Here is a 26,990-nt window from a genome sequence, read left to right as displayed (position 1 = left end):
GAGACCCGAAGATGCTCAGCGCAGCCGACAACGACATGCTCACCCGCACCGGGGCCGAGACACCTATGGGGCAGTTCTTCCGACGCTTCTGGCAGCCGGTGGCCCTTTCGCGCGAACTGCCCGAAGCCGATGGCGCGCCGATGCGCGTGAACATCATGGGCGAACGGCTGGTTGCGTTCCGCAACAGCGATGGCGTGGTCGGCTTGGTCGACTCGCGCTGTCCGCACCGCGGCGCCGACCTGTACTTCGGCCGCAACGAGAACTGCGCGATTCGCTGCGTGTTCCATGGCTGGCAGTTCGACCTGCAGGGTCGCCCGGTGGAGCTGCCGAACGTGCCGCCCGGCGCGAGCTACCACGACACGCTGCGCCTGAAGGCCTACCCGACGCGCGAGCACGGCGGCATCGTGTGGGCCTACATGGGCCCCGACCCTTGGGAGCGGGAACTGCCGCAGGTGCCGCAGCTCGAGTTCGCGGCCCTGCCCGAATCACACCGCTACGTGACCAAGAAGTTGCAGGAATGCAACTGGGCGCAGTCGATCGAAGGCGCGCTCGACACCTCGCACTTCTCGTTCCTGCACATGCCGGCGCCCAGCGTGCCGTCGAACGCAAACCCCGACGCGCCCGCCGACGAGAAGCGGCTGCGCTGGATCCGTGAAGACCCACTGCCGCAGTTCTCGATCCTCGAGCACGAGGTCGGCTTCGTGGTGGGCGGCGCGCGCCGCGCAGACGGCGGCGCGCGCTACTGGCGCAGCGCGCAGTTCGCGCTGCCCTCGCACAGCACCACGCCCTCGACCTTGCCCGGCGAAACCCACTTCGGCTACACCTGGGTGCCGATCGACGACGAGAACTGCTGGATCTACACCTACGCCTGGAACCCCGACCGGCCGCTGGGCGAGGAAGAGGTCGCGAAGTTCAAGGAAGGTCACGGCGTCATCGCGGAAGTCGACGCGAACTACATCCCGATCCGCAACCGCTCGAACGAGTACCTGATCGACCGCGCGCACCAGAAGCACATCAGCTTCACCGGCGTGCGCGGCGTCGCCGAGCAGGACGCGATGATCCAGGACAGTCAGGGGCGCATCAGCGACCGCACGCGGGAGCATCTCTCGCCCTCCGACGCCGCCGTGGTGCGTTTCCGGCGCACGGTGCTCTCGGGCGCCAAGGCGCTGGCGCGCGGCATCGAGCCCGAGGCGCCGCTGAAGCACGAAGCCTACCGGCTGCGTTCGGGTAGCTGGTTCGCCTCGGAGGGCGTGTCGTTCGAGCAGGTGATGCTCGAGCGCTTCGGCGACACCGTCGGCCGCGTGCCGACCAAGGCGCCCCACACCGTCACCGGCGGCACGGAGGTGGAAGCCATCGTCAAGTAGCTACACGTTTCGCGTTCGATACCCATCCAGGAGACAAGACAATGACCCCCACAAGATTCCGATGGCCCGCGGCGCTAGCCCTTGCCGCATGCGCCTTCCTCGGCGCCGCCACCGTCCACGCCGACACCTATCCGAGCAAGCCCATCAAGCTCATCATTCCTTATGCGGTCGGCGGCTCGACCGACCAGACGGGGCGGCTGGTGGCCAAGTCGCTGTCCGAGCGGTTAGGGCAACCGGTGGTGGTCGAGAACCGCGCCGGCGCGGGCGGCACCCTGGGGCAGGACTTCGTGGCCAAGGCGCCCGCCGACGGCTACACGCTGCTGTTCAGCGCCGCGGGCCCGCTCGCGGTAACGCCGCACATCTATCCCAAGCTCGGCTACGACCCGATCAAGTCCTTCCATCCGATCACGCTGGTGGCGACGCAGCCGCTGCTGCTGGTGGTCAAGCCCGAACTCAAGGTCAACAGCGTCAGCGAATTGATCGCCGAGGCCAAAGGCAAACCCGGCAAGCTCTCCTACGGCTCGTTCGGCAACGGCAGCGCCGCCCACCTCGCGGGCGAGTACTTCAAGATGCTCGCCGGCGTGGACATGGTGCACGTGCCGTACAAGGGCAGCGGACCCGCGCTGGTCGATCTCGTCGCCGGCCAGATCGACCTGATGTTCGACGTCTTCAGCACTTCGGCACCGCTGGTCAGGGGGGGCAAGCTTCGCGCCATCGCGATCACCTCGACGCAGAGGTCACCGCAGTTCCCGCAGGTGCCGACCATGCAGCAGGCCGGCGTCGCCGGCTTCGAGGCCGGCACCTGGTTCGGCCTGCTCGCGCCCGCGAACACGCCGCGTCCCATCATCGACAGGCTGTCGCACGAGACCAATGCCGCGCTCCAGGAGAAGGAGCTGCAGGAAATCCTGGCTTCCCAGGGCGCCAGCGTGCGCGGCGGCACGCCCGAGCAGTTCAAGACCTATTTCCTCGCGGAGTACGACAAGTGGGGAAAGATCGTCAAGTCGGCCGGCATCACCGCCGACTAGCCGCGCCGCACGGTTCTCTTTTTTTCTTCACACGCCCCTCGAGGAGAGGGGTCCTTTCCGACCATGAAACTTCTGAGCTATTCCCACCAGGGACAGGCGCGCTGGGGCGCGCTCGTCGGCGAACGCATCGCCGATCTCCAGGCCGCTTCGCAGGGACGGTTTCCGACCCTTCGCAGCGCGCTGTCGGAACTCGGGCTGCCCGGGATCGAGGCGCTGGCCCAAGGCGCCCGGCCGGACGTCGCGCTGCGCGACGTCAGCCTGCTGCCCGTCGTACCCGATGCGTCGCGCATCTTCTGTGTGGGCCTGAACTATGAGGCGCACCGCGTCGAGGCCAAGCGCGAGAAGACCGGCCAGCCGACCATCTTCCTGCGCGTGGCGTCTTCGCAGGCCGGTCACGGCCAGCCTCTGGTGCTGCCGCCCGAGTCGGCTTGCTTCGACTACGAGGGCGAGATCGCCATCGTCATCGGCACGGGCGGGCGGCGCATCCGGGAGGAAGACGCATGGGCGCACGTCGCGGGCTATGCCCCGTACAACGACGGATCGGTGCGCGACTGGCAGGCTCACACCACGCAATGGACGCCCGGCAAGAACTTTCCTGCGACGGGCGGCTTCGGCCCGTGGATGATCACGCGCGGCGAGATAGCCGATGGTCAGGTGCTGGCCCTGACCACGCGGTTGAACGGCGAGACGGTGCAGCACGCGACCACCGAGCAGCTGATCTTCTCGATGCCGAGCCTCGTGGCCTACATCTCGACCTTCACCGCGCTCGAGCCCGGCGACGTCATCGTCACCGGTACCCCGGGCGGCGTGGGCTTCAAGCGGCAGCCGCCGCGGTACATGCACGCGGGCGACGTGGTGGAGGTCGAGGTGGAAGGTTTGGGCACGCTGTCTAACACCGTGTGTGCGGAATGACGCGGGTTGCGCTCATCGAGGCGCGGATTGCCGCCCGAGCGGAGGTCGCGAGGGACATCTGCCTCTTCGAGATCGAAGCGGCGGGCGCCGCGCCGCTGCCCGCTATCGAGGCCGGCGCGCACATCGACGTTCATGTGAACGGCTTCGTGCGGCAGTACTCGTTGCTCGACGGGCCCAGCCTTGCGCCACGGCGCTATCGCATCGCGGTGGCGCGCGCCGCGTCGTCGCGCGGCGGGTCCGAGGCGATGCATGCGCAACTGCGGGAAGGCAGCGTGTTGCGGATCTCGGCGCCGAGGAACAATTTTCCATTGCGGCCGGACAGTCCCTCCTCGGTGCTCGTTGCAGGGGGCATCGGCATCACACCGATCATGAGCATGGCCGCGGCCTTGCACGCGGGCGGCGCGCGTTTCGCGCTGCACTACTGCGCGCGATCGAAAGACCGCATGGCCTTCGCCGACGAACTGCAGCGCGCGCCGTTCGCAAACGCGGTGCATCTATATCCGGACGACGAGGCGCAGAGCGCCTTCGACAGCGAAGCCGTGCTCGCATCGCAACCCTCCGGTGCGCATCTCTACGTGTGCGGACCTCAGGGCTTTATGGACCACGTGCTGGGCACCGCGCGGGCCGCCGGCTGGGATGAAAGCAGGCTGCATCACGAGTACTTCCAGGCAGCGGCGGCGGCGACGTCCGGTGGCGACCGCGCGTTCGACCTGATCGCCGTGCGAAGCGGCAAATGCATCACCGTCGCCGCCGCGGAGACCGCGCTGCAGGCCTTGACCCGCTGCGGCATCGAGGTCGCTTCTTCGTGCGAGCAGGGAGTGTGCGGATCTTGCCTCACGCCAGTGCTCGAAGGCATTGTGGACCACCGCGACTCGTTTCTTACCTTGCAGGAAAAGGTCCGAAACGAAGCATTCCTACCGTGCTGTTCACGTGCGCACGGCGAAACGTTGACGGTGGACCTGTGATTCGAATCTTTCTGAGATCTGAAGCAATTCGTCTCGCCACGTGGGTTTGGCCCTCGCGCGCGTAGTCACCGCTCGCGCACCGTGGATGGATGCCGCGCTGGACCTCCTTGAGCGCTTGGAGATGCAGGTTCGATGGGCCCACGCAAGGACCTGCGGGTGCGGGCTCGGGGCCTTGCCCCATGAGGTCTTCGTTGGCCGACGAGCATCTGACGCGGACGCTCAGACAGGCGGCCGCGCTGGCGGACATGTGGGCGCTGGTTCACCCGATCGCCGCGGGCAGCACGGTCGCGTCGATGGCCGAACGAGGGCTTCTGTGATTCGGGGCCTTCGGGTCCTTGCCAAGATGCGGCGTCGTCGCAGCGGGGTCAGCACTCTTCATTCGGGCGACAACTTGCGAATAGCACGTGTCCCGATCTCCGCGCCCGTGACCGCATCAATCGCCGTCGGCTTGATCTCGGTACCGAATTCGGCGTCCAGAAAGCGCGTGAGCTTGCCCGCCCCCCGATGCTTTTTACCCCACGCAGCAATCATTAAAAGCACCGGCAGAAAATCACGCCCTGCGGGGGTCAGAACGTACTCGTCTCTCGGAGGCCGTTCCGAATAGAGCCTCTTCTCGAGCAATCGCTCGTCTGTGAGCATTGCCAAGCGCTTGGCCAGGATCGTCGGTGCAATTCCGAGGTTCTTCTTGAATTGGTCGAAGCGCGTCACGCCAGAGTTCGCGTCCCGCAGGATCAGTATCGTCCAGGCGTCACCCAGAAACGCGAGGCTGCGCTCGATAGGGTAAGGGGTCGCAGAAGCATTTCTGGAGTTCATATCGTTTTGATATTGACTTGGTCCTGAATTGATACCAACATGCAATTTCGAGTTTTGAAATCAACGAACGGGGGAGGCAGTCGTGATCATGGGCGCATCTTCAGATCTTGGGCTGATGCTGGCCAATGACCTGCACCAACCGGGCGATGAGGTAGTCGGCACCGGCCGCGGGCCCGAAAAATAAAGGGCATCAAGGGCGCGCAAGCGCCTGATGCGATGAGCCATGGGATCTCGCGGCTCATGGACACCAAAGAGCCAAGGTTCTGCAATCCCCCGAAACCTCAAGAATTTGAAAGAGAGAGCCATGAAGCACTACCTGTGCAAGTTCATCCCGCCGCGCGCGGACTTCCTTGCCACCATGTCTGCAGACGAGAAAAAGTGGATGGGGCAGCACAGCGTATTCTTGAACGACCTGCTCGGCAAAGGCGTCGTCGTTGCGCACGGCCCCGTGATGGATCCTGCCGGTTCCTATGGTGTCTCGCTGTTCCAAATCGAAGACGACCAGAATATCGGCGAGCTCACTTCGCAAGATCCTATCGTTCAAAACGGGGTCGGACACTACGAGCATTTCAAGATGCTCCACCTGACGGCCCGCCGCTGACGTCCTATGTGAAAAGTGGAAAGCAGAAGATGCATTGCCGTCATGGGCAACTACGCGAGCCACGTCATTGGGGAAGTGAGCTAGCGGATGATGGTCACGCGGCGGATCGGCGAGTTCCACTTCGTCACCTGTGCAGCACCCGACTTCCTCCAGCACCACGGAACGCCGAGGACGCGCGCCGACTGGAGCACAAGACCCAGCATCGGCATGATCTACGCGAGCGCTGGCCGTGCGCTGCCATTCCAGTTCTCCGACGGCTCTACGGAGACTGAGCCCGCGCTGAGCCATCGGCTGGTCGTGGGCGAGACCAACTCGTACCTGGCAGCAGGCTTGTCGGCTCGGCCGCTCAGCGAGAACATTCGACCGTCACATAGTCCGCGGGTGTGTTGATCTCTATCAGCTCGAGGTCGTCAGATTGCCGAATGACGTTGTGCGCCACTCCGGCGGGCTGGCTGAGGCAGGAGCCGGCAACGACGGTCACCGGTTCGGGCATGCCGTCAAACCTGAATTCGACCCAACCTTTCAGCACGTACACGAAGTGCGCGGTCATGTCGTGCCAATGCCAACCGGTCTCCTTGCCGAATGGCTGGACAGCGCGGATGTGCTTGGCGCTGATGCGGCCACCTGAAGCATCCGCCAATCCGAGATCCCGGTACTCAACATTGGCGCGAGGACCATCTCGATGAAAGCGGTTGTCCTCGAGAGGGGTGAGAACAAACTTGGATTTCGCCTGGTCAAGCGGCAATGGACCTTGGTATCGCGCAGTCTTGGTCATGGAATTCCCCGTCAGTTGATTGGCGAGCGAGTGCCAATCGGCGCAAGAGTCTGAAGCGCACCCCCTTGCCGAGCCGAAGCGTAGGCCGCGTCCATGACCTGCATCATGGCCTCGGCGTCGCGCAATGACGCGATCGGTTTTGCACCCGTGCGACATTCAGAAAGCACCCGCTTGACGAACAGCGGGTAGTAGGCGTCGGTTTCCAGCTCGAGACGCAGGCTCCGAGTGCCGGCGGCAAGATTGGTTCGGTCGCGGATCTCGATCCGGTCGGGTCCCGATTTCGCGTACATGCGATCGGACGAAAGGGTGAACGAGAATTCGCGCTGTTCATCCGAAGTGCTGGGGAAGCTGTATCCGGTCTCCACGAGTCCGATCACGCCATCCTCGGTTTGCATCGTCAGCAACGAGTAGTCCTCAACCGCACCCCGGTGCGTTCGAGAGTTCATGGCGGCAGAGACGCGCGTGACCTCCTTGCCGGTCAACAATCTGAAGAAGTCTATGAAGTGCGTTGCGACATTGATCGTGGACCCGCCACCTGAAAACGCAGGATCGAGCGCCCAGCCTGAGCCCGCGGCTTCATAACGGCCGGGCGGACCTACGATGAAACGAAAGGACATGTAGTTGAAGTCCGACGGGACACGGCCCTCGGCACCGTTGACCGCGCTGAGCAGGTCGCTCATGCGAAAGATGAGCGGTACAGCGCAATAAAGATCGGCTTCTTCGGTCAGTTTCCGCAGCCGGGTAACCTGCGACATGTTGACACCGCAGGGCTTCTCCAGCGCAAACGGAATCCGCCGCGCGATCACTGCTTCCGCGAGCGCAGGCATTTCGGAATGCCGACCGAACACAAACGCGAAATCGACCTCCTCGCGCTCGAGCAGCTCATAGGGCGACGAGTACAGGCTGCACCCGAATCGCGCGGCAATTGCCTCTCCCTTGACATGCTCCGCATCCGAAACGGCAACCACCTCGATCCCTGGCGTCTCGAGCGCATCAAGATAGAGCGGGACATGCCAATGGCTGGCCTCCAGCAATGCAACTTTCATGCGTATTCTCCCCTCGTGCAGCCAGCCGCACGGAATGCCGCGGCAACCCTGAAAAGCCTATTCATGACATCTTCCTTTCATTCAGATGGCGACAACTGCGTGGTTTCGGGCCCGTCCGGTAGTGACTTGCCGTCAGGTCGGTAATCGAATCCAAGAAAACGAAGGGCATGCAGTGCCTGTCCTTCATGCATCGGGCGTCCGCCTTGGGTACGACAACCGCGTGCATCGGCGGCACGACAAAGCGGCGTCGGCTCGGGTGCATTGATGATGTCTACGACGATGCTGCCGGGATCCAATCGCTCGGGATTCACGGGCATGGGATCGTTCGCATGCATACCCAGCGGCGTGGCATTGATGACGATCTCGAATCCGCGTGGATCGGCCGAACCGGAATTTGTGGTGCAACCGGTTGCGGCGGCGACGGATTTGGCGAGTTCGTCGGCGCGGCGCTCGTCGACATCGAAGATGGTCAACGCCCGGGCCCCCGCGGAAGCGACTGCAAACGCGATGGCTCTGCCGGCACCTCCGGCGCCGACGAGAAGAACGGACTTGTTCGCCGGATCATTGCCTTCCCACTGCATGCCAAGCACACAACCGAGGCCATCGAATATCGCACCGACCCAACGCCCGTCCTTATCGCAGCGGATGACGTTGAGTGCGCCAACCTGACGAGCAGTCGGATGCAGTTCGTCGACAAAGGACAGCATCCGTCGCTTATGCGGCATCGTGACCAGCACGCCGGAGAGATTCCCCAACGCCCGTGCACCGGTGACGAATGCGGGCAGGTCATCGTCCTTGACCGCGAATGGGACGCAAACCGCGTCCGCGCGCTGTTCGATGAAGAGCCGGTTCAATAGTTCGGGCGACTTGGCTGTCGTCAGCGGATCGCCCACCAACCCATAGAGTCGGGTTGTCCCGGTGACATGCGGCATCATGCTTTGGCCAGCGCTTCGGTGTAGCGGGTGCGCACCTCGAGCGCCACGGCTGCAGGCGCCAGGTCACGCAGGATCATGCGCTGGAAGGCTTCGCCGCAGATCTGGTTGAAGGTTGACTGGATGATGGAGTAGCTCACCATGCGGCCTCGTTTTTCCACCAGCGCTTTCCAGCCCAGCTGGTCTTCGGCTTCCGGCGTCTTGAAATAGGCGTCCTTGTAGGCGCTGGCTCGCGCCACCACTTCGCCGCCTCGCGCGGCGATCGCCTGAGCCGCCGGGCTGGCCATGAACTTGACGAACTCCCACGCGCCGCCCTGGCGTGGCGAATGGCGATTGATACACATCTGAAAGCCATACACCGCGTGCTTGTCGTCGGGCTCCACGGAAGGGGCCGGCGCCCAGGCCAGGTCGTCGGCCACGGCAGCCTTCAGGCCACGGTAGCGGTACAGCCCGAAGGTGGCGGATGCCACCGTGCCGGCCCGCATCCCATCCTGGAGCTCGTTGTACGCGAACTGCAGGCTCACAGGTGTCGCAGCTTTCTTTTGGAACAAGTCCTTGACGATGGTGGCGGCCAGCAGCAGCCGCTTGTCGCTAAAGCCGATCTCGCGGCCGTTGGGCGCGAAGAACGGGTCGCTGTTGCCCGCCACGATGGAGCTCACGATGAACTCCATGAAAGCCTGCGCGCCGCCGATCCCGCCGCTCAGGCCGATAGGAACGCCGTAGGCCATCTGGTTCTGCTTGGTCAGCAGCGGGCCGAGCGCGCTCACTTCCCCGTACGTGCGCGGCGGTGTCGCAATCTTCGCCTCGTCGAACTTGCTCTTGCGGTAGACGTAGATCGGGATCCGATAGTCCTGCTGCAAGCCCCAGATCTTGCCGTTGACGCGCGTCTGATCCAGGCTGATCAGCCAGTCCGTGGTGTCCACCTTGTCGCGCGCGATGAGCTCGTCGATGGCCAGCACCGAGCCGGTGGACACGAACTCAGGCATCTGAAAGTTGTTCACGCGGATCACGTCGGGGCTGTCCGACTTGGCGCGCGCCGCGCGTACGCCGTTTTGCCCGGCGGGGTCCACCACCACGCGTACCTTCACACGCGGCTGGCTGGCCTCGAAAGCCGCGATCATCTGCGTCTGCGCCGCCGCGCGTGGGTCTTTGGTGTTGGCCGGGTCGAGAAATGTGTCGTAGGCGATGGTCTCCGTGGTTTGCGCGAAGGCCCGGCCCGCTGGTGCGCCCAGCACGGCAGCCATGCCACCCAGGAAGATGCGCCGGCTCGTACGGGGCGCTGGTTTCTGTTCGTTCATGCTTGCTGGTTTTTGCTCGTTCATGTTTGTCTCCTGGTTTAAGTACGCATGTGGTGGACTAGCCTTTGACGGCGCCGGCGGTCAGGCCGCTGATGAACCATCGCTGCGCGAGCACGAAGATGGCCACGATGGGAAGGGAGGACACCACGGCGTAGGCCATGACGTACGACCAGGTGATGCCGATGCTGTCGAACACCTGGTTGACCAGCGCCACTTGCAGCGTGCGGTGCGCTACCTCGGGCGCGAACGCGGCCACGGTGATGTAGTCATTCCAGGTCGTGACCATGCCGATGACGGCACTTGCGGCGATACCGGGCCGCACCAACGGCAAGATGACCCTTGTGAAGGTTTGCCAGTGATTGGCGCCATCCACCTGGGTCGCCTCGTCCAGCTCGCGCGGCACGGCGTCCACGAAGTTCTGCATGAACCACACCGTCTGCGGCACCAGGCGCGCGGCCTGCACCATGATGATGACCGCCGCGTTGTTCAGGAGGCCCAGCGCGTCCAGCAGGAAGTAGGTCGGCACCAGCAGCGCAACGCCGGGAATCATGGACGTGGACAGGATCAGCAGCATCACGGTGCGCTTGCCGCGGAACTCGAAGCGTGAAGCCGCGTAGCCGGCGGGCGCGGACAGCAGTACTGCGAGCGCGACCGCGCCGACCGCATACAGCACCGAGTTGAACAGGTCGGAGCCGAAGGTCTCGTTCCGGAACACTGCCTTGTACGCCGAGAGGCTCGGCTCAGTAGGGAAGAAGCTAGGCGGGTAGGCCATGACGTTGGCCTCGCTCTTGAGCGAGGTGAGCACCGCCCACGACAGCGGGATCAGCACGACCAGCACCAGGGCCGTCAGCACGGCCCAGGACAGCATTTTTTCGGAACGGCGGATATGCATGATGTTCAGCCCGAGACGCGGCCGGTGAGCCGCGTGTAAAGGTAACCAAGGAAGAGGTTGACCCCCAGCACTACGACGGAGATGACCGACGAGGGCGAGAGGTCCACCGAGCGGAAAGCGCTGGAGAACACTTCGAAGCTCCAGGTGGCGGTCGAGCCCAGCGGCCCGCCGCCGGTGAGCACCAGGATCAGCGTGATGAGCGTGAGATAGAGGATGCCCAGCGCCAGCGCGGTGCTGCCCAGCGTGGGCGCGATGTGCGGCCACACCGCGTGGCGCAGGCGCGCGCGCAGGCCACCCCCGTCAATGTCGATCGCCTCATACAGCTCCGCCGGGATGCTTTGCAGCGAGGCGCTCATCATCACCATCACGTAGGGGAAGGACCACCACGCGGTGACCAGGATGACGAGAACGAGCGCCAGCGAAGGATCGCCGAGCATCAGGCCGGGCTCCATGCCCAGGGACCGCATCAGATAGCTCATGGGCCCATATGAGGGATTGAGCAGCCACAGCCAGAAGCAGCCCACCACGCCCATGGACAGCGTCCAGGGCAGCAATAGCAGGGTGCGCACGTACGCAGCGCCGCGCGCAATGTTCTGCAGTGCAAGGGCGCTGGCCAGCCCCAGAGGCAGCACCACTGCCAGCGCGCCGAACACGTACAGCAGGGAGTTGAGGCTGAGTTCGAGGAAGGCCGGAGAAGAGATCACCGAGACGTAGTTCGCCAAGCCCACGCCTTCCACCACTTCGTAGAGGCGCGTGCGGTGGACGCTCAGCCACAGCACCACGGCCGTGGGATACAGCGTGACGGCGAGCAACACCGCGACGGCCGGCGCAAACCAGGCGAAACGCGACCAGAAGCCCGGCGGTCGGGGGTCCGCCTGCGCCGCAGTCGCGGCCTCCACGTAGGGAATGGCATTCATAACAATGACCTCACATAGAACGTCGTTCCAATGTAGTTGCTTGAACATGCCTCGTCATGCGGGATATCCCTTGATATTGCGTCGAGTGACGGTGCTACATTGGAACCCTGTTCTAAATACATGGAGATTTCGTGGCCACTGGCGACATGATCGAGCGCGTGCTGGACATCCTCACGCTGCTGGCCGACTACCCCCAGGGGCTGCCGATCAGCGAGGTCGCGCGGCGACTGGAACTGCCCAAGAGCGCCGTGCACCGGCTGCTGTCCATCTTGGTGAGGCGTGGGCTGGCGGTGCAGGACGAGTACAGCCAGCGCTACCGCATGACAGTGAAGCTGGCCGCCATCGGCTTTCGCTTCCTCGCGGCCTCCGGCATCACGGAGATTTGCCAGCCCTCCCTGGACCGTCTGGCCGCGCGCACCGGCGAACTGGTGCGCCTGGCGTTGGTGGAAGACGACGCGCTGATCTGGATCGCCAAGGCCCAGGGCGCGCTCTCCGGCCTGCGTTACGACCCCGATATGGGCCAGCCCGTGGTGCTGCACGCCACGTCGACCGGCAAGGCCTGGCTCGCCACCCTGGACGACGCGCAGGCCGTGGCGCTGGTGAAGGCGCGCGGCTTCGTCGTGCCTTCCCGGTTCGGCCGGCCAGTCGTGCGCGACGAGGCCAGCCTGCTTGCCGAACTCGCGCTGACGCGCGAGCGCGGTTATGGCACATCCATCGAGGAAGGGGAGCCAGGCACGTGCGCAGTGGGCTGCGCCATCGTAGATCCGCAAAGCCGCCGCGCCATCGGCACCGTCAGCGTAGCCGGCCCCGTGGCGCGACTCCCACCGGAGCGCATCGCCGCCATCGCGCCCGACGTGCAAGCCACCGCGGCGGAGATCGCCGACCTGTGGCCCAGCCGCAAGGTGATGGAGGCCATGATGGGGATCACGCCGCTGAAAGTCTCCAATGGATAAAGGTCTTCCCCCTCGGAAGCCCGCCGGAGCCGAGGCGCCCTGCGCGTCCACCGCTCCAGGCGTCGTTCTTGTTCACAGGCGTCCATCGTGCGCGGCCGGGCGAGCGGCTGCGCCGTATTTCCGAAGGGTCGGCCAAGTCGCGCTCAACCTGCGCGAGGCCGTGCCCACCACATTCAAGGAGCAAAACCATGCTGGCAGGTGAAGGTGCAGTGGCTATCTGGAACGACATCGCCGAGGCCGGGCGCGCAGAGTTTTACGCCTGGCATCTGCACGAGCACATGCCCGAGCGCGTGGGCATTCCCGGTTTTGTGCGGGGGCGCCGCTATCGGGCTGCCGATGCGGCGACCCAGCCAGAGTTCTTCACCCTGTATGAAACCGCGAGCTTCCAGGTCATCCAGGGCAGTGACTATCTGTCGCGCTTGAACGAGCCTACGGAGTGGACGCGTGCGACCACCGCACATTTCCAGACGACGACGCGATCACTCACGCGCGTGATGGCCAGCCACGGCGTGGGCTCGGGTGGGGCGATGCTGACCGTGCGCTTCGACATCGCGGACGACACGGTGCGCGACGTGGTGCCGCGTCTCACCTCGGCGCTGGAAGCCGCTGCGCGGCTGCCGCGCATCAGCGGTGCGCACCTGCTGGGCTCGGACGCCGGCCTGTCGGGCCAGCGCACTGCCGAAAGCAAGGACCGCAAGGACCTGCAGGCCCCGGCTCGCTGGGTGCTGTTGCTGGAAGCATGTGATCCCGGCGCCTTTGACGCGGCCCTTGCGCTATTGCAACAGTCCACCGAACTACGTGACGCTGCTGTGGGCCGCTATCTGCATGAATACACGCGGCTAAAAACCGCCTGGCAAGCGGGATGAGGGATCACAGCTCCCCCCGACCCGCAGGTGTGCGCAGCGGCACGCGGCCGGCTTTGCGCGGCAACAGCTTCACTTTTTGAATGAGGAGACATCATGGCAACAGTTGAGATCCAGGACGTAGCCAAGTCCTTCGGCAGCACGCAGATCATCCGCGGCGTGAGCATCGACATCCGCGACGGCGAATTCGTTGTGCTGGTCGGCCCGTCGGGCTGCGGCAAGTCCACGCTATTGCGCATGGTCGCGGGCCTGGAAGGGATCGACGGCGGCGAGATCCGCATCGGCGGGCGCCGCGTGAATGGCCTGCTGCCCAAGGATCGCGACATCGCCATGGTGTTTCAGAACTATGCGCTGTACCCGCATCTCACGGTGGCGGACAACCTCGCGTTCTCGCTGAAGCTGCGCCATGCGCCGCAGCAGGAGACCGAAGAGCGCGTGGCCCGGGCCGCCAAGATCCTGGGGCTGGAGCCACTGCTCACGCGGCTGCCCAAGCAACTCTCCGGCGGCCAGCGCCAGCGCGTCGCAATGGGTCGAGCCATCGTGCGAGACCCACAGGTCTTCTTGTTCGACGAGCCGCTGTCCAACCTGGACGCCAAGCTGCGCGTGGCAATGCGCGCTGAGATTCGCGAGTTGCACCAGCGCCTGAAGGCCACCACCGTCTACGTCACGCACGACCAGATCGAGGCCATGACGATGGCAGACAAGATCGTGGCCATGCACGATGGCATCGTGGAACAGGTAGGCACGCCGCTCGACCTGTTCGACCGGCCGCGAAACGTTTTCGTCGCGGCCTTCATCGGCTCGCCGTCGATGAACCTGCTGCCCGTCAAGGTGAACGGCAAGGGCGTTGTGGACAACGCGGGCAACCACTGGATCGTGCCCGGCGTGCCGGCCACAAGCGGGCAGGCCCTCACGCTGGGCGTGCGGCCCGAGCATCTACGGTTGGACGCCGAGGGCGTGGAGGCGCGCGTGCTGGTGGTGGAGTCCACCGGCTCGGAGACCCACCTGATCGTCGATGCGGGCGGCACCAAGCTCACCTGCGTGCTGCGCGAACGGGTCAGTGTGCGCCCCGGCGACCAGGTGCACCTGAGTGCGGACAGCGCGCATGTTCATCTTTTCCGCGCGGACTCCGGCGAACGGCTCGAGACGTTGCACTGATCCCTGCAAGGATCGCAAGAGGAATGCGGCTCGCCCGATTCAGTGCTCGCGACAGCGAGAAACTTCGGATGACCGGCGTTCGCCGCCAAGGCAAAGACTACATCACCGCGCCAAGTTGCCACGGCACGAATTCATCGGTGCCTATGCCGAGTGCTTCGCTTTTGGTCTTGCCACCGGAGGCCGTCTCCAGCATCAGCGCGAACAGCCGCGCACCGGCATCTTCAACGCTGGCCGTACCATCGAGCACCTCGCCGGCGTTGAAATCCATGTCTTCATTCATGCGCCGGTAGAGGCCTGAATGGGTGGCGATCTTCAGTGAAGGCGAAGGCTTGCAGCCATAGACCGAGCCTCGTCCGGTGGTAAAGCAGAGCAGGGTGGCGCCGCCGGCAACCTGGCCGGTTGCAGAGACCGGGTCATAACCGGGCGTGTCCATGAACACCAGCCCATGCGCTTGAACAGGCCTGGCATATTCGACAACCGCCATCAAGCCGCTGCTGCCGCCCTTGGCCACGGCGCCGAGCGACTTTTCAAGAATGGTCGTCAAGCCGCCTGCCTTGTTGCCCGGCGATGGGTTGTTGTTCATTTCGCCGTGGTTGCGCGAGGTGTAGTCCTCCCACCAGCGCAGGCGCTCTTCAAGCTTTGCGGCCACTGCCGGCAAGGCGGCGCGGGCCGTCAGCAAATGTTCCGCCCCATAGATCTCTGGCGTTTCCGACAGGATCGCGGTTCCGCCATGACGCACCAGCAAATCCACCGCAGCGCCCAGCACCGGATTGGCCGAGATGCCCGAATAGCCGTCAGAGCCGCCGCATTGCAGGCCGACAACCAGATGTTTGGCAGCCACCGGCTGTCGCTGTACTTTGTTCGCCTCAGGCAACATCGACTCGATGGCCGCCACGCCGGCATCGATCGCCGCGCGCGTGCCACCGCTGGACTGAATGCCCAGGGTGCGCAGCATCGGGCCTTCAGAAAGTTCACCAGCCACTTTCAAAGCATCAAGCTGGTTGGACTCGCAGCCCAGTCCAACGATCAGCACACCAGCAAAGTTGGCATGCCGTGCATAGCCTGCCAGCGTGCGGCGCAGCAAGGCCAGCCCTTCGCCGTCGGGATCCATCGCACAGCCGCTGCCGTGTGTGAGGGGTACAACGCCATCGACATTCGGATAGGCGGCGAGGGCCGCACCCTTGAAGCGCTCGGCAATCGCGTGCGACACATTGGCAGAGCAATTGACCGTTGACAGAATTCCGATGTAGTTGCGCGTTGCGATGCGGCCGTCGGCACGGACTATTCCCATGAAGGTTGCGGCGGGATTGATGAAACTTGTTGGCCGATAGGCCTCGCCCACACTGGAGCTGCGCGTGAACTCACCCATGCCGAGGTTGTGCACATGCACATGAGCACCGGCGCTGATGGCCTGCGTCGCCATGCCGATGATCTGGCCATAGCGGCGCACAACCGCACCTTTTGCGATGTCATGAAGGGCAACCTTGTGGCCGGCGGGAACGGGACCGGCACATACCGGCCCAAGGGGGGCGAGCGATTCGCCAGCAGCCAGGTCGCGCCTGGCAATGCCGACGTCGTCTTGCGCAGCCAGCCTGATCAGCGGCGCCACGTCATTCACGGCTTTGGATACAACGGTCGATTGATTCATGGAACTTCGGTCTCGCCTTGGTGTTGATCAGAGCAGCCCGCGCTGCGCCAGATTGCCCATCAGCGCAGTGATGCCGAAGCTCCAGGGCGCAATGCTGCTGCAATGGTTGACGCGGTTAACCAGCGTGCCGAGCCGGGGCGTGGCCACTCGCACCACATCGCCCACTTCATGGGTAAAGCCAAGGCCGGGGCCGTGGCGGTCTTGCGTCGGCGCGAACATCGTGCCCAGAAACAGCATGAAGCCGTCGGGGTACTGGTGGTTCGGGCCGATCACCTGCGCCACGATGTCGAGCGGATCGCGGCTGATCTTGGCCAGCGAACTGGCGCCGTGCATGGTGAAGCCTTCCGGGCCGTCGACCCGCATCGCGAGGTCGGCGCGGCGCACGTCGTCGATCGTGAATCCCGCATCGAACAGTCGGATGAAGGGGCCGATCGCGCACGACGCGTTGTTGTCCTTGGCCTTGCCGAGCAGCAGCGCGCTGCGCCCTTCAAAATCGCGCAGGTTCACATCGTTGCCCAGCGCTGCGCCGACGGCCGCGCCGCCGCTGTTGATTGCAAGCACCACCTCGGGCTCGGGGTTGTTCCACTGCGACTCCGCATGGATGCCGACCTGCGCGCCGGTGCCCACCGCCGACAGCACCGGTGCCTTGGTGAAGATTTCGGCATCCGGGCCAATGCCAACTTCGAGGTATTGCGACCAGACACCTTGCGCGATCAGGACCTGTTTGACACGCGCAGCCTCGTTGGAGCCGGGCACGATGCCGGCCAGGTTGTCGTCCAGGATGCCTGACAGCGCCGTGCGGATCGCCTGAGCGCGCGAAGCATCGCCGCGCGCCTGTTCTTCGATCACGCGTTCCAGCAGGCTCGCGACAAAGGTCACGCCGCTGGCCTTGACGACTTGCAGGTCGCACGGGGCCAGCAGCCACGGTTGCGATTCGTCCCGCAGAGCCTCGTCGGAGTTGGCCAGCACCGTGGCGAGCGGCGCCAGTGGGGTTGCCGTCGGCAAGGCGGCGCGCACGGCGCCCTCCACATGGGGCAGTTCCAGCAATTGACTGGCGGTGGCGCCCAGCCCCGACAAATCGAGCAGCATGCCGCCATGACAGGCCACTACCGTCGGACCGATGCCGGGCTGCCAGAGTCTGCCAATCAGCAGCGCATCGGCGGCGTCGTCCGGCAAGGTGCAGGAAAGATCGAGGGACATGGAAACTCTCTGCCTATTTTTCGTGAGTCGCGGCTGCCCGGCCTACACCAGGTACGCCGCACCTTCAATGCGCAGCGAAAAGCAATGCACTGGTGATCGGAACGCGTGTTGTTTCCTTCGATGAATGGACTTCGGTTTTCAGGCCGATGTCCTTTGCGAAAGGATTGACACTTGCCTTGCGTGTCGTTAAAGTAACTTTGTTCCAACAAGAATTCTGTTTCTTCAAATGCGGCTTGTCAAGGGTTTATTGGAGAGATGTCTCGAAGTCATCGAACTGCTGGCGGTAGAAGGTCAATGGCGACGCCTGTCTGACATCGCGACTGCACTGGACCTGCAAAAAGGCCCGGCGCATCGGCTGCTGGCGGAAATGGCCGCGCTCGGCTGGATTGAGCAGGATGCCGAAACCGAGCGCTATCGCCTGACGCTGAAGCTCGCCTTGCTGGGCCAGCAATATCTGCGCGGCACTGGCTTGCCTGGCATCGTGCAGCCCGTGCTCGATGAGGCGGCCAGGCGCTGCGGTGAGTTGGTGCGACTGACCGTTGTGCAGGGCGACGCGCTGCACTGGTTCGCATCAGCCCAAGGCGCGCCACCCGGCCTGATGTACCAGCCGGCACTCAATGGCCGGCCCGTGCTGCACACCACCGCCAACGGCAAGGCGTGGCTGGCCACGATGAGCAACGAAGCGGCGACCCGGCTGGCATTGCAAAACGGCTTGGGCCAGCCGGCCGCTCCCGGCAAACTCGCCGGTCCGCGCGCGATGCAGACCATTGATGAACTGCTGCGTGAACTGGACGCGACCCGCGCCCGCGGCTACGGGCTGGCAGTTGAAGAGGCAGAGCCCGGCGTGAAAGCGATTGCGACAGCAGTGCGCGAGCCCGAAAGCCAGCGCGTGCTGGGCACGATCAGCATCGCCGGCCCGCTGCTACGCATGGGCACCGAGCGCGACGCGGAGTTTCATGCCCTGCTGCAACAGGCCAGCGGCACGCTGGGCTTGGTCTGGCCCAGGGATGACAGCCCGGCGGCAAATGCCGCATGAGATTCATAGACGGGCCAAACAGGTCATTTCGATCGACACAAGGAAACAGACAAATGAACGGTATCCAGATCGAGGGCGTCAAAAACATGGAACCGAGCGCCATCGAGGCCGCCGCACACTACCTGCACGCACTTCAGTCGTCGGGTCGCTTCGGTGCAAGGCTGGAAGCCGGCTTGCGTCCTGCCACGCCGGAAGACGGTTGGCGCATCCAGCGGCGAATCAGCGAACTGCGCGGCAACCCCGCCATCGGCTGGAAATGCGGGTTGCCCCCGGGCGATCGCTGGGTCGCCGCCGCGCTGCATGAGGCGAGGCCATCGGGCGGCGTGGCTGCCGCGCCTGCGGGACCGACAGGCGCAGCACGCATCGAACCCGAACTGGCATTCGAGCTCAAGCAAAGCCTGCCGCCACGGGCGACCCCCTACACCCACGCCGATGTCAACGCCGCCATCGGCAGCGTGCGGCTGGCGGTCGAGGTGCTCGGTTGCCGCTATGACGATGCTGCAGACGCCAGTGGCGCTGAACTGATGGCCGACAGCCTGTGGCACCAAAGCGTGGTGCTGGGGCCGACTGTCGCCGTGGACTTTGCACAGGAGCCATTTCCTGGCCCCTTCGAGATTGCACTCTCGGTGCAGGGCCATGACGACATCACATTTGCAGCCAGCCACCCCAACGGCGACCCGCGCTTGCCCCTCTACTGGCTTGCCGAGTTTCTGCGCAGCCAGGGCACGGGTCTGGAGGCCGGGCAGGCAGTGATCACCGGCTCATTTGCGGGGGCGATTGACCTACCGTTCAAGCGTCCCGCCGTGCTTCGCTATGGCAACTTCGGCGAACTTGCGCTGACGCTCGAGCAGCTTTGACAACGCGGCCTCAAACCTGAATACATACCCAAAAGGATTCCCCATGCGTCTCGTTCGATTCGGCCCCCGCGGCTCTGAAAAACCCGGCCTCATTGATACACACGGGACCTTGCGTGATTTGTCTTCCGTCGTGAGCGACATTCACGGGCCAACACTTTCGCCCGAGAGCCTTGCAAGGCTGCGCGCCCTCGATGCGTCGAGCTTGCCCGCCATGCCCGCCGATACACGGCTCGGCCCCTGCGTAGGCCAGGTTCCGAATGTGGTTTGCATCGGCCTCAACTATTCCGACCATGCGGCAGAAACCAACACGCCGATCCCCACACAGCCGATTGTCTTCAACAAGCACACCAGCGCGCTGGCTGGCCCCAACGATCCGATCGTCGTCGCACCCGGCTCAGGCAAGCTTGATTGGGAGGTCGAACTCGCTATCGTGATCGGACGTCCGGCCTGGCATGTCAGCGAAGCAGAAGCGCTGCAATATGTGGCCGGCTACTGCCTTTGCAACGATGTGTCAGAGCGTGCCTGGCAAATCGAAATGGAAGGCCAGTGGACCAAAGGCAAAAGCTACCTCGGCTATGCGCCGATAGGACCCTGGTTGCTGACGGCTGATGAAGTGCCGGACCCGCAGAATATCGACCTCTGGCTCGACGTGAACGGAACTCGACGGCAGACCGGCAACACCCGCACGCAGATATTCGGCGTTGCAACCATCGTGTCTTATCTCAGCCGCTTTATGGCGCTTCGGCCCGGCGACGTGATCCCGACCGGTACGCCGCCAGGTGTCGGTCTCGGCCAGAAACCGCCTGTGTTCCTGAAGGACGGTGATGTGATGACCTTGGGCAGTGATCTGCTCGGCACGCAGCGCCAGCAAGCCATTGCCTACAGCGACGCCATGGGCGCCGCCTGGCGTGCTGGCCAATTGCCTGAGCTCTAAGGCGACAGCAAAAGGCGAGTTCTACGATTGCCTAGCCGTGAGCGTATGCCCGAGCGCGCCGGCGATGATGGCAATCGCGTTCACCCGTCGGCGACCTTCGAGCCCGTATATGCTTAGGTTCCCGTTTGCGCGATACCGCCGCCGGCCAGGCCAACATTGCAACAGCGATCATCCGGTCCAATTCGCTCCTGGTTGCACCCGCCTGCGGTAGATCCAAAATCGCTTGCATCACCGAGCAGATCGGCACAACTTCTCGCGAGCAGGCAACCCGGCGGTGGACGCGATCAACGAGTTTGAAGTGCGGTTCGTTGCGGCGCAGAAGCAAAAACCGTCGGCCCCGTAGTCACATCCTTGACCCAGCCTCCCCGTTGGGCTTTCGCTTCTCACCGTTCGAAATAGGAGTTGAATCCACCGTCCCACCAATCGACCGAAGAATTCGGTGACTCATTGATTGTCGGCGTGACACCCTCGGTCAAACTGGCCGCACGTCGAAGAACGCCTCGTCGGTGTCGCCAAGGTCGCGGAAGCCTGCGGTCCTGGCCGCATCGAAGGCCTTGATCCATCGTTTGGCCAGCGCCACCTCGTCCTTGGTGAGATCGCTTTCGCCCGACTCGCTGGCGTTCTGGAACGCCCGAAGCGCCGGCACCACGTCGTCACCCAATTGCCGGTCGAGCTCGCGCCGGAAGCGTTGCTCTGCCACCTTGACGGCATCCGCAGCTGGATGTGGATAGTCCACGAGCCGCGTGATGTACGTGACCCGATGCACGGGCTCGACGTTTTCGAAACGGAAGGGCACGTCTTCGTCCGGCATATCCGGTTGATCCGCTATCGTCTGCACTTGCGCTGCATCGCGCGAAAGGAAAAGCTCAGCTTGGGTCATGGTTCATATCCGCGGCGTTCTGTAGCAGTTGCAGGGAGAGTGGGCCGGGCAGGCTGTGGGCCTCGCAGTACCAGACCTGGTCGCACCACCGACCTCCCGCCTGCTCGACGCCGGCAAAGCTGATGGTGCCAAAGGCGCACGCGGCCAGTTCGGCTCTTTCGATACAGGCGGTGGCCCTTCTCGAGCAAGTCCTCGAGGTCGGCCTGGCCATCTGCAAATTCGACCCACGCATGGGCGAACGCCATGCGCCACGAGAGGCGCGGTTTCACAGTTCTTTTCGGCATAGTGGGCTCGGCAAAAGTACTGTTTAAATATAAGGGTATCCTCTTAGCTCCAGCATGGTGAAATACTGGATGTACATACAGATTTTAGCGATTGCCAAAGGGAAACGCTACGCTCAAGGTCCAACGGCTCAAAACGGCCAACCAAGCCAAACATGACGCACCCAAATAAGCGCGACTCTGAAATAGTTGTGGAACTCGCACAGACCTTTGCGGGGCTGATGTTGGAGAAATTCCCTGGCTGGTCACGCGCCTTCTTCAGGTTCTACATCGACGAGCTACAGGATGGCGCCAGCGCGTCGTTCGAGCGAGCCGGTGAAGTGACCCTTCTAAGTGCGATGAGGGAAGGGCCTTTCTACGACCGGATGGCTGAATTGGCCCGCGAGCTTCACGAGGGCGGTGTGATCTTCAAAGTTCTACTGCTCACCATGCACTCCAACCTCGATTACCGCGTGGACTACGAACACAAGGACTCTGACCGCTGGAGGATTACCAAGCTGGATGGCGCGACCGGTATTCCCTTGGGGTTGAACTGATGGCTTTGGGCCTTATGAGTCGCTCGACTGGACCACGTCCGCATAGGTCACGGGACCAGTGACCACAGCCTGCTGAAGCAACCGATAGAACAGCATCCCGCGTGAACCTGAGGTGCGGCGGTTGAAGCGGAAGACGAACTCATCGAGGTAGGCATCCAGGTGTTCGGGCTGCACCGAACCATGGTGCGTCCCCAGAATCCACCGCTTGACCAGCGCCGCCACGCGGTGAACACCGGCCATCGACACATGCGCCGGCACTTCCGAGCCGAGCATCACCGTGCGCTGGTGGTCGTAGCCCAAATCCTTCAGCGGCTGGTAGGCGCCCGCACCGTCAGTGCGCACCTGGGCGCCAGGCTCGATGCTCTCCTGAACGAACGGAATCAGGTACTGCGCTGAAGCCTTGGGAATGCGACGCAGCCGGATGCGGCCGAACCCCTTGGGCTCCAGCAGTTCGACGGCCACGGCGACCAGCAGCTTGGAGGTGCTGCGCTTGCGCCCGGTCTTGACGGGTGGATCCTCGCGGTCGGTCAGCGCCATGTAGGTCTCATCAACCTCGATCACGCCCTTGAGCTGATCCCGGCCCGGCCGCGCCATCGCGCGGCGAAACCGGTGCAGCATCGTCCAGGCGGTCTGATAGCTGCCCAGGCCGAGCACACGCTGCAGCCCCAGAGCACTGACGCCTTGCTTCTGATTGGTCAGATACCAGGCCGCGGCCAGCCACACGCGCAGCGGCGTGCGGGTCTTGTCGAAGATGGTGCCGGCAGTCACCGTGGTCTGGTGCTGGCAGCTTCGGCACATCAGGCGGGTGCGGCTGGCACGGTATGCCTCGCCAATACTGCCGCACTTCGGGCAGACGAAGCCGCTGCCCCAACGCAACCGTTCCAGGTAGGCGAGGCAGTCGTTCTCGGTGGAAAACCAGTCGAGGAATTCGTTCCAGGTCTGGGGGTAGTCCTTGCCCGCTGACGGCGCTAATATCTGTACGTCCATCCAGTGGCTCCGCAATTGCTGGAGCTAAGAGGATACCCCTTTTAAATATACAGTAATTGGCCTAGAATGGAAGCTATGGAACCCGTGCCAGCCAACGTCTGGATCGCCGCCTGCGCGCACCGGTTGCGGCAGCAGTGGCACACCGTTGATCTGCTTGAGCGTAAGGCTCATCTAGGCGATGGCGCAGACAGGCAACTGCAGACGGCTTTGGGGAACTGATGGAGATCGAGCCGCGGCTCGGTCGACTAGATCATGTTCATCCTGTCGCGTCGTTGGCCTTCACGAGGTGTCGAGGCATCCGCACTGTGAAGGTCGTGCCTTCGGCGTCGGTTGATTTCACCTCGATGCTGCCTCCGTGAGCCGTTGCGATCTGGTTGGCGATGTACAAGCCAAGCCCCAGACCGGATGACTGGGACGCGCCACTGCGTTTCAAGGCGGTGGCCGCGAGCGGCTGAAAGAGCGTCGCTCGTTGCGCCTCGGGAATTGGAGGCCCTTCGTTGTGAACGTCGAGTCGCACCTCGGTCTGCGTGCCTTTCAACGTGAGGCTGACCTCGCCGCTGGGGTCGCCATGGTGCAGCGCGTTGGTGAGCAGGTTGATGAGCATCTGCGACACCCGCTTCGGGTCCCACTCTCCATGCGCCAGTCCAGCAGTCTTGCAACGCAACCGGCGCCCGGGGTGCGATGCCTCAACCTCCTCGATCGTTCTGGCGCAAATTTGAGCCATGTTCGCCGGCTCTCTCGTCACGGGCAATCCGGGTCCGAGGCGCACCAGCGTGAAGTCCAACAGGTCACGAATCAGACCATCCATGCGGCCCACGCTCTGCAGGGCCCGCGCTGCCACCTTCATACTGGTAGCGTCGGTGGCCTCGCTGCGCAGGATGTACTGCAACCCGATCGACAGCGCGTTCAACGGGTTGCGCAGATCATGGGCCAGTACACCGAGGATCATGGTGCGGGAATCATCGAGCTTCACGGAGTAGCGCGTGACCGAAGTGGTGAGCGCCTGGTCGATGGCTTCGTTGATACGAGTCAGCTCTTCCACTGCTTCATCGGTCTTGGCCCTGTGCACGGCCCATTGCTGGAGCACGCTTGCCCGGATGGCCCGGAACTCGGCCACGAGTTGGTCCATCGTGAACTGGTCGCCGAACCGCGAGACTGCGTGCGCCTCGGCGGCGTGCGTGAGCTGCGGCATGGTGTCGGACCGCAGCCCCTTGGCCTTGTCTGCGCGCTGCTGCTCCGATTGCGGCACGCGCATGTCTTCGGCCACCGCGCGAAGCATCTCTTCCGCGTGGTCGCGCAGGGCCTTCCTGTCCAGTTGGGCAAGCGGCATCAAGGAGTGGGCGAAGGTCTCCCACTCTTGCAGGATCGGCTCCAGGTTGCCCTTGATGAACTCTCCCAAGCCGGATACGTCGTTGGTCATGCGCGCGTCACCTCATGGGGAAACCAGCGTAACACCGAAGGTCGGCCGAGCCAATGGCTGCGGAACCTGGCACTGCGGCGCTGGCCGGACAATCTTTTTCGGAAGCGCGTCAGCACGGATTACCGCGCGCTTGCGGTCTGGGGGCCGAAGTTCGAGTGATCAGCGGACGCGAAAAAGCCCGCACGAGGCGGGCTTGGAGATTTGGTCGTGAACTCTCACGCGGTCCACGGTTACGGCAAATGTTCAGTTGCGGAAGCCACCTGTTGTTTTTCTCGTCGTAGTGACTTCGACGCGCCGGTGTGAGATTCGGCTTGACTGGCCAGTCAACACCCAAATCAAGTTTGGGCGAGGTCGGATTGTATCAGGGCGGGGAGGTCACAACTTGCCATCGGGCGCTCAAGAGCTTCATGGGCCCAGGTTGCTGAGCGCCGTTCGTCCCATCCAGGTGATTCGTGCCACTCGGGCTCGCCTGTCCTGGTTGGCACTTACCGTGATCGTTGCGTCGAGGTAGCCGACAGCGCACAGCAACTCCACGCATCTGATCTTGGCGTGATCATCTTCCTCCAGCGGAAAGCTGGCGTGTTCAATTTCTTGGAGGTAGTCGATGGGCAACACGGCGGGCTTCCGGGGCGTCCGATGATCACGAGCAGGTACAACCGGCTTGATGATGGACTGCGGCGCCGTATGCGACGTAGGGAAAATCCGTCTCGGGTGACGGAATACTTCGGAATACTAGGCGCAGCATCATGGGCCATCGACAAGGCACGTCCTCACCCAGCTCACGAAACCACTCCGTGAATCGAAAGCCTGTCCCTTTGCGAACCAAAGAGAAGTGATGCCGATGAATTTCCTGCGCCGCATCGCGGACGCCTCGTTCCCTCTGGCCATCCATGAGGAGGCCGACATTCAGTGCGCGGCGGTCTTGGTCGCTGCCGGACTTATCGAGGCGAACCTCCCCGGCCCCGACAACACCGCGGGCCGCGGCGGGGTGATCCTGCGCATCACTCCACAGGGGCGAGCCGAGCTCAACCGGACAAGAGCCCTGTATCCATAAAACAGCCGCTCGGAGCCGGCTTCGTCGAAAGCTCGACAAGTGATGCGCCGTTCGCAAGAATCGTCCGATGTGCACCGGCTACATCAGCCCCGAGGACCGAGATCGAGGCCTTCTGGCGAGATGCGGGCCGGCGCCGAGCGCCGAAGAGCTGGAGAAGGTCTAGTTTTCGTCGCTCGGAAACTCGAATTGAAGCGTGACGAATGCCACCTCGGCAGCTTTGCGCGGGTCCTGGTCGGCGCTCACCGCGTAGAGCGCGGCAGTGAAAGCGTCCAGCCACTCGCGGTCGACAGCGCCTTTGCAGCGATCGTAGAACTCACTCCTGAATTCGTGCCACCAGGCCTCGGCCGGAGGCAACGCGCTTCCCGCGATGATGATGGGCTTGGCAGGCTTCCACATGGGCGCAATCTATCTGTTGTATCGGTTGGTGTACTCACTTATTTATGTGAGAGAACCATCTCGCGCATGCCCCGCCCTGGCTGGCCCGTGCCGAAGCGACGATCGCGCGCATGGGAAGTCCGACTAGCCAACCGGACTGGCGTCTTCGTCGTCGCCAGGCATGCGAGGGCCTATGCGCTCATCTGGCGCGTGGCCTTCAAGCGCCCGCACGCCAGCGTGCAGTGCGTCGAGCCACATTTCATGCGGCTCCCCGGCTGATTCGAGCTCTTTCCACTGGCTGGCGTCATCGCCTTCTTCCATCAGTACCCAGAAGAAGTGCCCCGGGTCCGGCTCGTCGACGTGGACGGCGATTCGCCGAAGGTGGCCCATCAGCGTTTCCCGGCCAGGTACTCGCGCACGGCATCGGCCGAGTTGCCCACCGCCTTGACGGCGTCGCGCAGTTGGGTTTCCGTGCACTTGAGGGCCTCGGTCCATGACCGGACTTCATGAGGCTCATGCATCGCGATCAGCTTTCGGTCGAGGCCGGTTTTCTTCAGGTCATCTGCCATCTTTGGTCTCCTTACGGCGCGGAAGGATGTCGCGCACTGCCACGATGACACGCATCGAAGGCGCGCAACCGGGGTGATTGGCGCCTTTTACTGACGGTGGCCCTCCTACGCGCGCAGCGTTGGGTGCATGCCGTCGCTGCTGCTGGTGGTGACCCCGCAGCCGACCCGGGAAGCCGCGTTTGGAGTGCACGAAGTACCGTGCCCTTCGCTTCGTCGAGGAATGGAGCACGAGGGCAGGTCAAGCCGCAGAGCGACGGCTGGCGCACCCCGCGTGACCAAAGGTCACATCAATCGCAAACCCCGAGCGAATTGCATGGCAGTCTTCGCGAACCCGGGAGCGTCGCCCATCTTGGCAATCTCGGCGAGGCCGTCGTCGGTGATGCCCTCCACCGTCGCCGTCGAGGCCTTGGCGTACAGCCCCGCCGGCGTGAGTGCTGAAATCTTGGCCTCGATCAACCCCGTGGCCATGAACACGGGCACATCGCGAGCTTCCTCTGGCTCAACGACCTGTACCGGTAGTTGGGTGCGCAGAAGCCTCATCAGGAACAAGAGCGGCATTCGATCCTCCGGTCGCCGGCGCTCGCTGTGCCCAAAATGCCGGCCCTTTTGGGCTAAATGTAGTCCTAAGTACGACGTGCCACGCCTGACCATCCGGCGTAGGCGGAACTGACGCGCCCGCGGGCAGATGCTCATCAGGAC

31 protein-coding genes are annotated in these 26,990 nt (G+C 63.7%); 14 read left to right on the top strand and 17 right to left on the bottom strand.

The genetic code is table 11. From position 1 onward, the window contains the following. Positions 1–11: 11 nt before the first annotated feature. The 5 genes from ACAM55_RS25600 (at position 12) to ACAM55_RS25580 (ending at position 4,583) form a co-directional block, all read left to right on the top strand. Positions 12–1,364, top strand: a complete 1,353-nt coding sequence (locus tag ACAM55_RS25600) for a Rieske 2Fe-2S domain-containing protein (RefSeq protein ID WP_369657077.1) — start codon at positions 12–14, stop codon at positions 1,362–1,364. A 41-nt stretch (positions 1,365–1,405) separates the two neighbouring features. Continuing rightward, positions 1,406–2,389, top strand: coding sequence for a Bug family tripartite tricarboxylate transporter substrate binding protein (locus ACAM55_RS25595; RefSeq protein WP_369657076.1), 984 nt, complete (start codon positions 1,406–1,408; stop codon positions 2,387–2,389). 63 nt (positions 2,390–2,452) lie between these two features. After that, positions 2,453–3,301: a fumarylacetoacetate hydrolase family protein gene (locus ACAM55_RS25590; protein ID WP_369657075.1), complete on the top strand. Its 849-nt coding sequence runs from the start codon at positions 2,453–2,455 to the stop codon at positions 3,299–3,301. Then, positions 3,298–4,266, top strand: coding sequence for a 2Fe-2S iron-sulfur cluster-binding protein (locus ACAM55_RS25585; protein WP_369657074.1), 969 nt, complete (start codon positions 3,298–3,300; stop codon positions 4,264–4,266). Before ACAM55_RS25590 ends, ACAM55_RS25585 begins: the two co-directional genes overlap by 4 nt. 191 nt (positions 4,267–4,457) lie before the next feature. Further along, on the top strand, positions 4,458–4,583 hold the full coding sequence (locus ACAM55_RS25580) for a hypothetical protein (RefSeq protein ID WP_369657073.1): 126 nt from the start codon (positions 4,458–4,460) through the stop codon (positions 4,581–4,583). Positions 4,584–4,641: 58 nt separating this feature from the next. On the opposite strand, the gene ACAM55_RS25575 is transcribed toward ACAM55_RS25580, so the two are convergent. Next, positions 4,642–5,079, bottom strand: a complete 438-nt coding sequence (locus tag ACAM55_RS25575) for a winged helix-turn-helix transcriptional regulator (RefSeq protein ID WP_369657072.1) — start codon at positions 5,077–5,079, stop codon at positions 4,642–4,644. A 304-nt stretch (positions 5,080–5,383) separates the two neighbouring features. Here ACAM55_RS25575 and ACAM55_RS25570 point away from each other — a divergent pair, with 304 nt between their 5' ends. Continuing rightward, entirely contained in the window at positions 5,384–5,680 is a 297-nt protein-coding gene (locus tag ACAM55_RS25570) for a YciI family protein (RefSeq protein WP_369657071.1), read from the top strand. Positions 5,681–6,026: 346 nt separating this feature from the next. Here ACAM55_RS25570 and ACAM55_RS25565 read toward each other — a convergent pair whose 3' ends face one another. The 6 genes from ACAM55_RS25565 to ACAM55_RS25540 form a co-directional block, all read right to left on the bottom strand. Continuing rightward, positions 6,027–6,455 (bottom strand): cupin domain-containing protein, encoded by a 429-nt coding sequence (locus ACAM55_RS25565; protein WP_369657070.1) that lies wholly within the window; start codon positions 6,453–6,455, stop codon positions 6,027–6,029. Positions 6,456–6,466: 11 nt separating this feature from the next. Next, a complete protein-coding gene (locus tag ACAM55_RS25560) occupies positions 6,467–7,501 on the bottom strand; it encodes a Gfo/Idh/MocA family protein (protein WP_369657069.1) in 1,035 nt (344 codons plus the stop codon). A 77-nt stretch (positions 7,502–7,578) separates the two neighbouring features. Next, positions 7,579–8,436 carry a shikimate dehydrogenase gene (locus ACAM55_RS25555; RefSeq protein ID WP_369657068.1) on the bottom strand — a complete coding sequence of 286 codons (858 nt, stop codon included), beginning with the start codon at positions 8,434–8,436 and terminating at the stop codon, positions 7,579–7,581. After that, positions 8,433–9,731, bottom strand: coding sequence for an ABC transporter substrate-binding protein (locus ACAM55_RS25550; RefSeq protein ID WP_369657067.1), 1,299 nt, complete (start codon positions 9,729–9,731; stop codon positions 8,433–8,435). Before ACAM55_RS25550 ends, ACAM55_RS25555 begins: the two co-directional genes overlap by 4 nt. A 58-nt stretch (positions 9,732–9,789) precedes the next feature. Further along, on the bottom strand, positions 9,790–10,623 hold the full coding sequence (locus ACAM55_RS25545; protein WP_369657066.1) for a carbohydrate ABC transporter permease: 834 nt from the start codon (positions 10,621–10,623) through the stop codon (positions 9,790–9,792). A 5-nt stretch (positions 10,624–10,628) separates the two neighbouring features. Next, positions 10,629–11,540, bottom strand: a complete 912-nt coding sequence (locus ACAM55_RS25540; RefSeq protein WP_369657065.1) for a carbohydrate ABC transporter permease — start codon at positions 11,538–11,540, stop codon at positions 10,629–10,631. Positions 11,541–11,671: 131 nt separating this feature from the next. On the opposite strand from ACAM55_RS25540, the gene ACAM55_RS25535 reads away from it, so the two are divergent. From ACAM55_RS25535 to ACAM55_RS25525, 3 genes are all read left to right on the top strand, one after another. Next, complete coding sequence (locus ACAM55_RS25535; protein ID WP_369657064.1) at positions 11,672–12,493, top strand: IclR family transcriptional regulator; 822 nt, start codon at positions 11,672–11,674, stop codon at positions 12,491–12,493. 188 nt (positions 12,494–12,681) lie between these two features. Further along, positions 12,682–13,359, top strand: a complete 678-nt coding sequence (locus ACAM55_RS25530; RefSeq protein ID WP_369657063.1) for a hypothetical protein — start codon at positions 12,682–12,684, stop codon at positions 13,357–13,359. A 93-nt stretch (positions 13,360–13,452) separates the two neighbouring features. Next, on the top strand, positions 13,453–14,514 hold the full coding sequence (locus ACAM55_RS25525) for an ABC transporter ATP-binding protein (protein ID WP_369657062.1): 1,062 nt from the start codon (positions 13,453–13,455) through the stop codon (positions 14,512–14,514). Positions 14,515–14,611: 97 nt separating this feature from the next. Here the strand turns inward: ACAM55_RS25525 and ACAM55_RS25520 are convergent, their stop codons facing one another. Then, positions 14,612–16,162 (bottom strand): UxaA family hydrolase, encoded by a 1,551-nt coding sequence (locus tag ACAM55_RS25520; protein WP_369657061.1) that lies wholly within the window; start codon positions 16,160–16,162, stop codon positions 14,612–14,614. A 27-nt stretch (positions 16,163–16,189) separates the two neighbouring features. After that, positions 16,190–17,362: a fumarylacetoacetate hydrolase family protein gene (locus ACAM55_RS25515; protein WP_369657060.1), complete on the bottom strand. Its 1,173-nt coding sequence runs from the start codon at positions 17,360–17,362 to the stop codon at positions 16,190–16,192. A gap of 226 nt (positions 17,363–17,588) precedes the next feature. On the opposite strand from ACAM55_RS25515, the gene ACAM55_RS25510 reads away from it, so the two are divergent. The 3 genes from ACAM55_RS25510 to ACAM55_RS25500 are packed head-to-tail and all read left to right on the top strand — an operon-like array spanning position 17,589 to position 20,189. Next, positions 17,589–18,398, top strand: coding sequence for an IclR family transcriptional regulator (locus ACAM55_RS25510; protein WP_369657059.1), 810 nt, complete (start codon positions 17,589–17,591; stop codon positions 18,396–18,398). A gap of 53 nt (positions 18,399–18,451) precedes the next feature. Continuing rightward, entirely contained in the window at positions 18,452–19,255 is an 804-nt protein-coding gene (locus tag ACAM55_RS25505; protein ID WP_369657058.1) for a hydratase, read from the top strand. A gap of 43 nt (positions 19,256–19,298) precedes the next feature. After that, the gene (locus ACAM55_RS25500; protein WP_369657057.1) at positions 19,299–20,189 is read left to right on the top strand and encodes a fumarylacetoacetate hydrolase family protein; all 891 of its coding nucleotides are present in this window, start codon (positions 19,299–19,301) and stop codon (positions 20,187–20,189) included. A 472-nt stretch (positions 20,190–20,661) separates the two neighbouring features. Here ACAM55_RS25500 and ACAM55_RS25495 read toward each other — a convergent pair whose 3' ends face one another. Continuing rightward, positions 20,662–21,069: a hypothetical protein gene (locus ACAM55_RS25495; RefSeq protein WP_369657056.1), complete on the bottom strand. Its 408-nt coding sequence runs from the start codon at positions 21,067–21,069 to the stop codon at positions 20,662–20,664. A 436-nt stretch (positions 21,070–21,505) separates the two neighbouring features. Between ACAM55_RS25495 and ACAM55_RS25490 the strand changes: the two genes are divergently transcribed. Next, the gene (locus tag ACAM55_RS25490; protein WP_369657055.1) at positions 21,506–21,886 is read left to right on the top strand and encodes a hypothetical protein; all 381 of its coding nucleotides are present in this window, start codon (positions 21,506–21,508) and stop codon (positions 21,884–21,886) included. Between the two features lie 12 nt (positions 21,887–21,898). On the opposite strand, the gene ACAM55_RS25485 is transcribed toward ACAM55_RS25490, so the two are convergent. The 3 genes from ACAM55_RS25485 to ACAM55_RS25475 form a co-directional block, all read right to left on the bottom strand. Continuing rightward, the gene (locus ACAM55_RS25485; protein ID WP_369657054.1) at positions 21,899–22,873 is read right to left on the bottom strand and encodes an IS1595 family transposase; all 975 of its coding nucleotides are present in this window, start codon (positions 22,871–22,873) and stop codon (positions 21,899–21,901) included. Between the two features lie 256 nt (positions 22,874–23,129). Beyond that, positions 23,130–24,293 (bottom strand): sensor histidine kinase, encoded by a 1,164-nt coding sequence (locus ACAM55_RS25480; protein ID WP_369657053.1) that lies wholly within the window; start codon positions 24,291–24,293, stop codon positions 23,130–23,132. 405 nt (positions 24,294–24,698) lie between these two features. Continuing rightward, a complete protein-coding gene (locus ACAM55_RS25475) occupies positions 24,699–24,908 on the bottom strand; it encodes a hypothetical protein (protein ID WP_369657052.1) in 210 nt (69 codons plus the stop codon). Between the two features lie 220 nt (positions 24,909–25,128). On the opposite strand from ACAM55_RS25475, the gene ACAM55_RS25470 reads away from it, so the two are divergent. Beyond that, positions 25,129–25,347, top strand: coding sequence for a hypothetical protein (locus tag ACAM55_RS25470; RefSeq protein WP_369657051.1), 219 nt, complete (start codon positions 25,129–25,131; stop codon positions 25,345–25,347). A 159-nt stretch (positions 25,348–25,506) separates the two neighbouring features. On the opposite strand, the gene ACAM55_RS25465 is transcribed toward ACAM55_RS25470, so the two are convergent. The 4 genes from ACAM55_RS25465 to ACAM55_RS25450 form a co-directional block, all read right to left on the bottom strand. Then, positions 25,507–25,743, bottom strand: a complete 237-nt coding sequence (locus tag ACAM55_RS25465; RefSeq protein WP_369657050.1) for a hypothetical protein — start codon at positions 25,741–25,743, stop codon at positions 25,507–25,509. A gap of 123 nt (positions 25,744–25,866) precedes the next feature. Next, positions 25,867–26,112 (bottom strand): hypothetical protein, encoded by a 246-nt coding sequence (locus ACAM55_RS25460; RefSeq protein WP_369657049.1) that lies wholly within the window; start codon positions 26,110–26,112, stop codon positions 25,867–25,869. Further along, positions 26,112–26,291, bottom strand: a complete 180-nt coding sequence (locus ACAM55_RS25455) for a DUF3606 domain-containing protein (protein WP_369657048.1) — start codon at positions 26,289–26,291, stop codon at positions 26,112–26,114. Before ACAM55_RS25455 ends, ACAM55_RS25460 begins: the two co-directional genes overlap by 1 nt. 282 nt (positions 26,292–26,573) lie before the next feature. Beyond that, complete coding sequence (locus ACAM55_RS25450; protein WP_369657047.1) at positions 26,574–26,849, bottom strand: hypothetical protein; 276 nt, start codon at positions 26,847–26,849, stop codon at positions 26,574–26,576. Positions 26,850–26,990 lie beyond the last annotated feature (141 nt).

It is taken from the genome of Variovorax sp. V213 (genome assembly GCF_041154455.1).
Lineage (GTDB): Bacteria > Pseudomonadota > Gammaproteobacteria > Burkholderiales > Burkholderiaceae_C > Variovorax.
The sequence above is the reverse complement of the archived record's forward strand: the minus strand, read 5'-3'. Positions and strand labels throughout refer to the sequence as shown.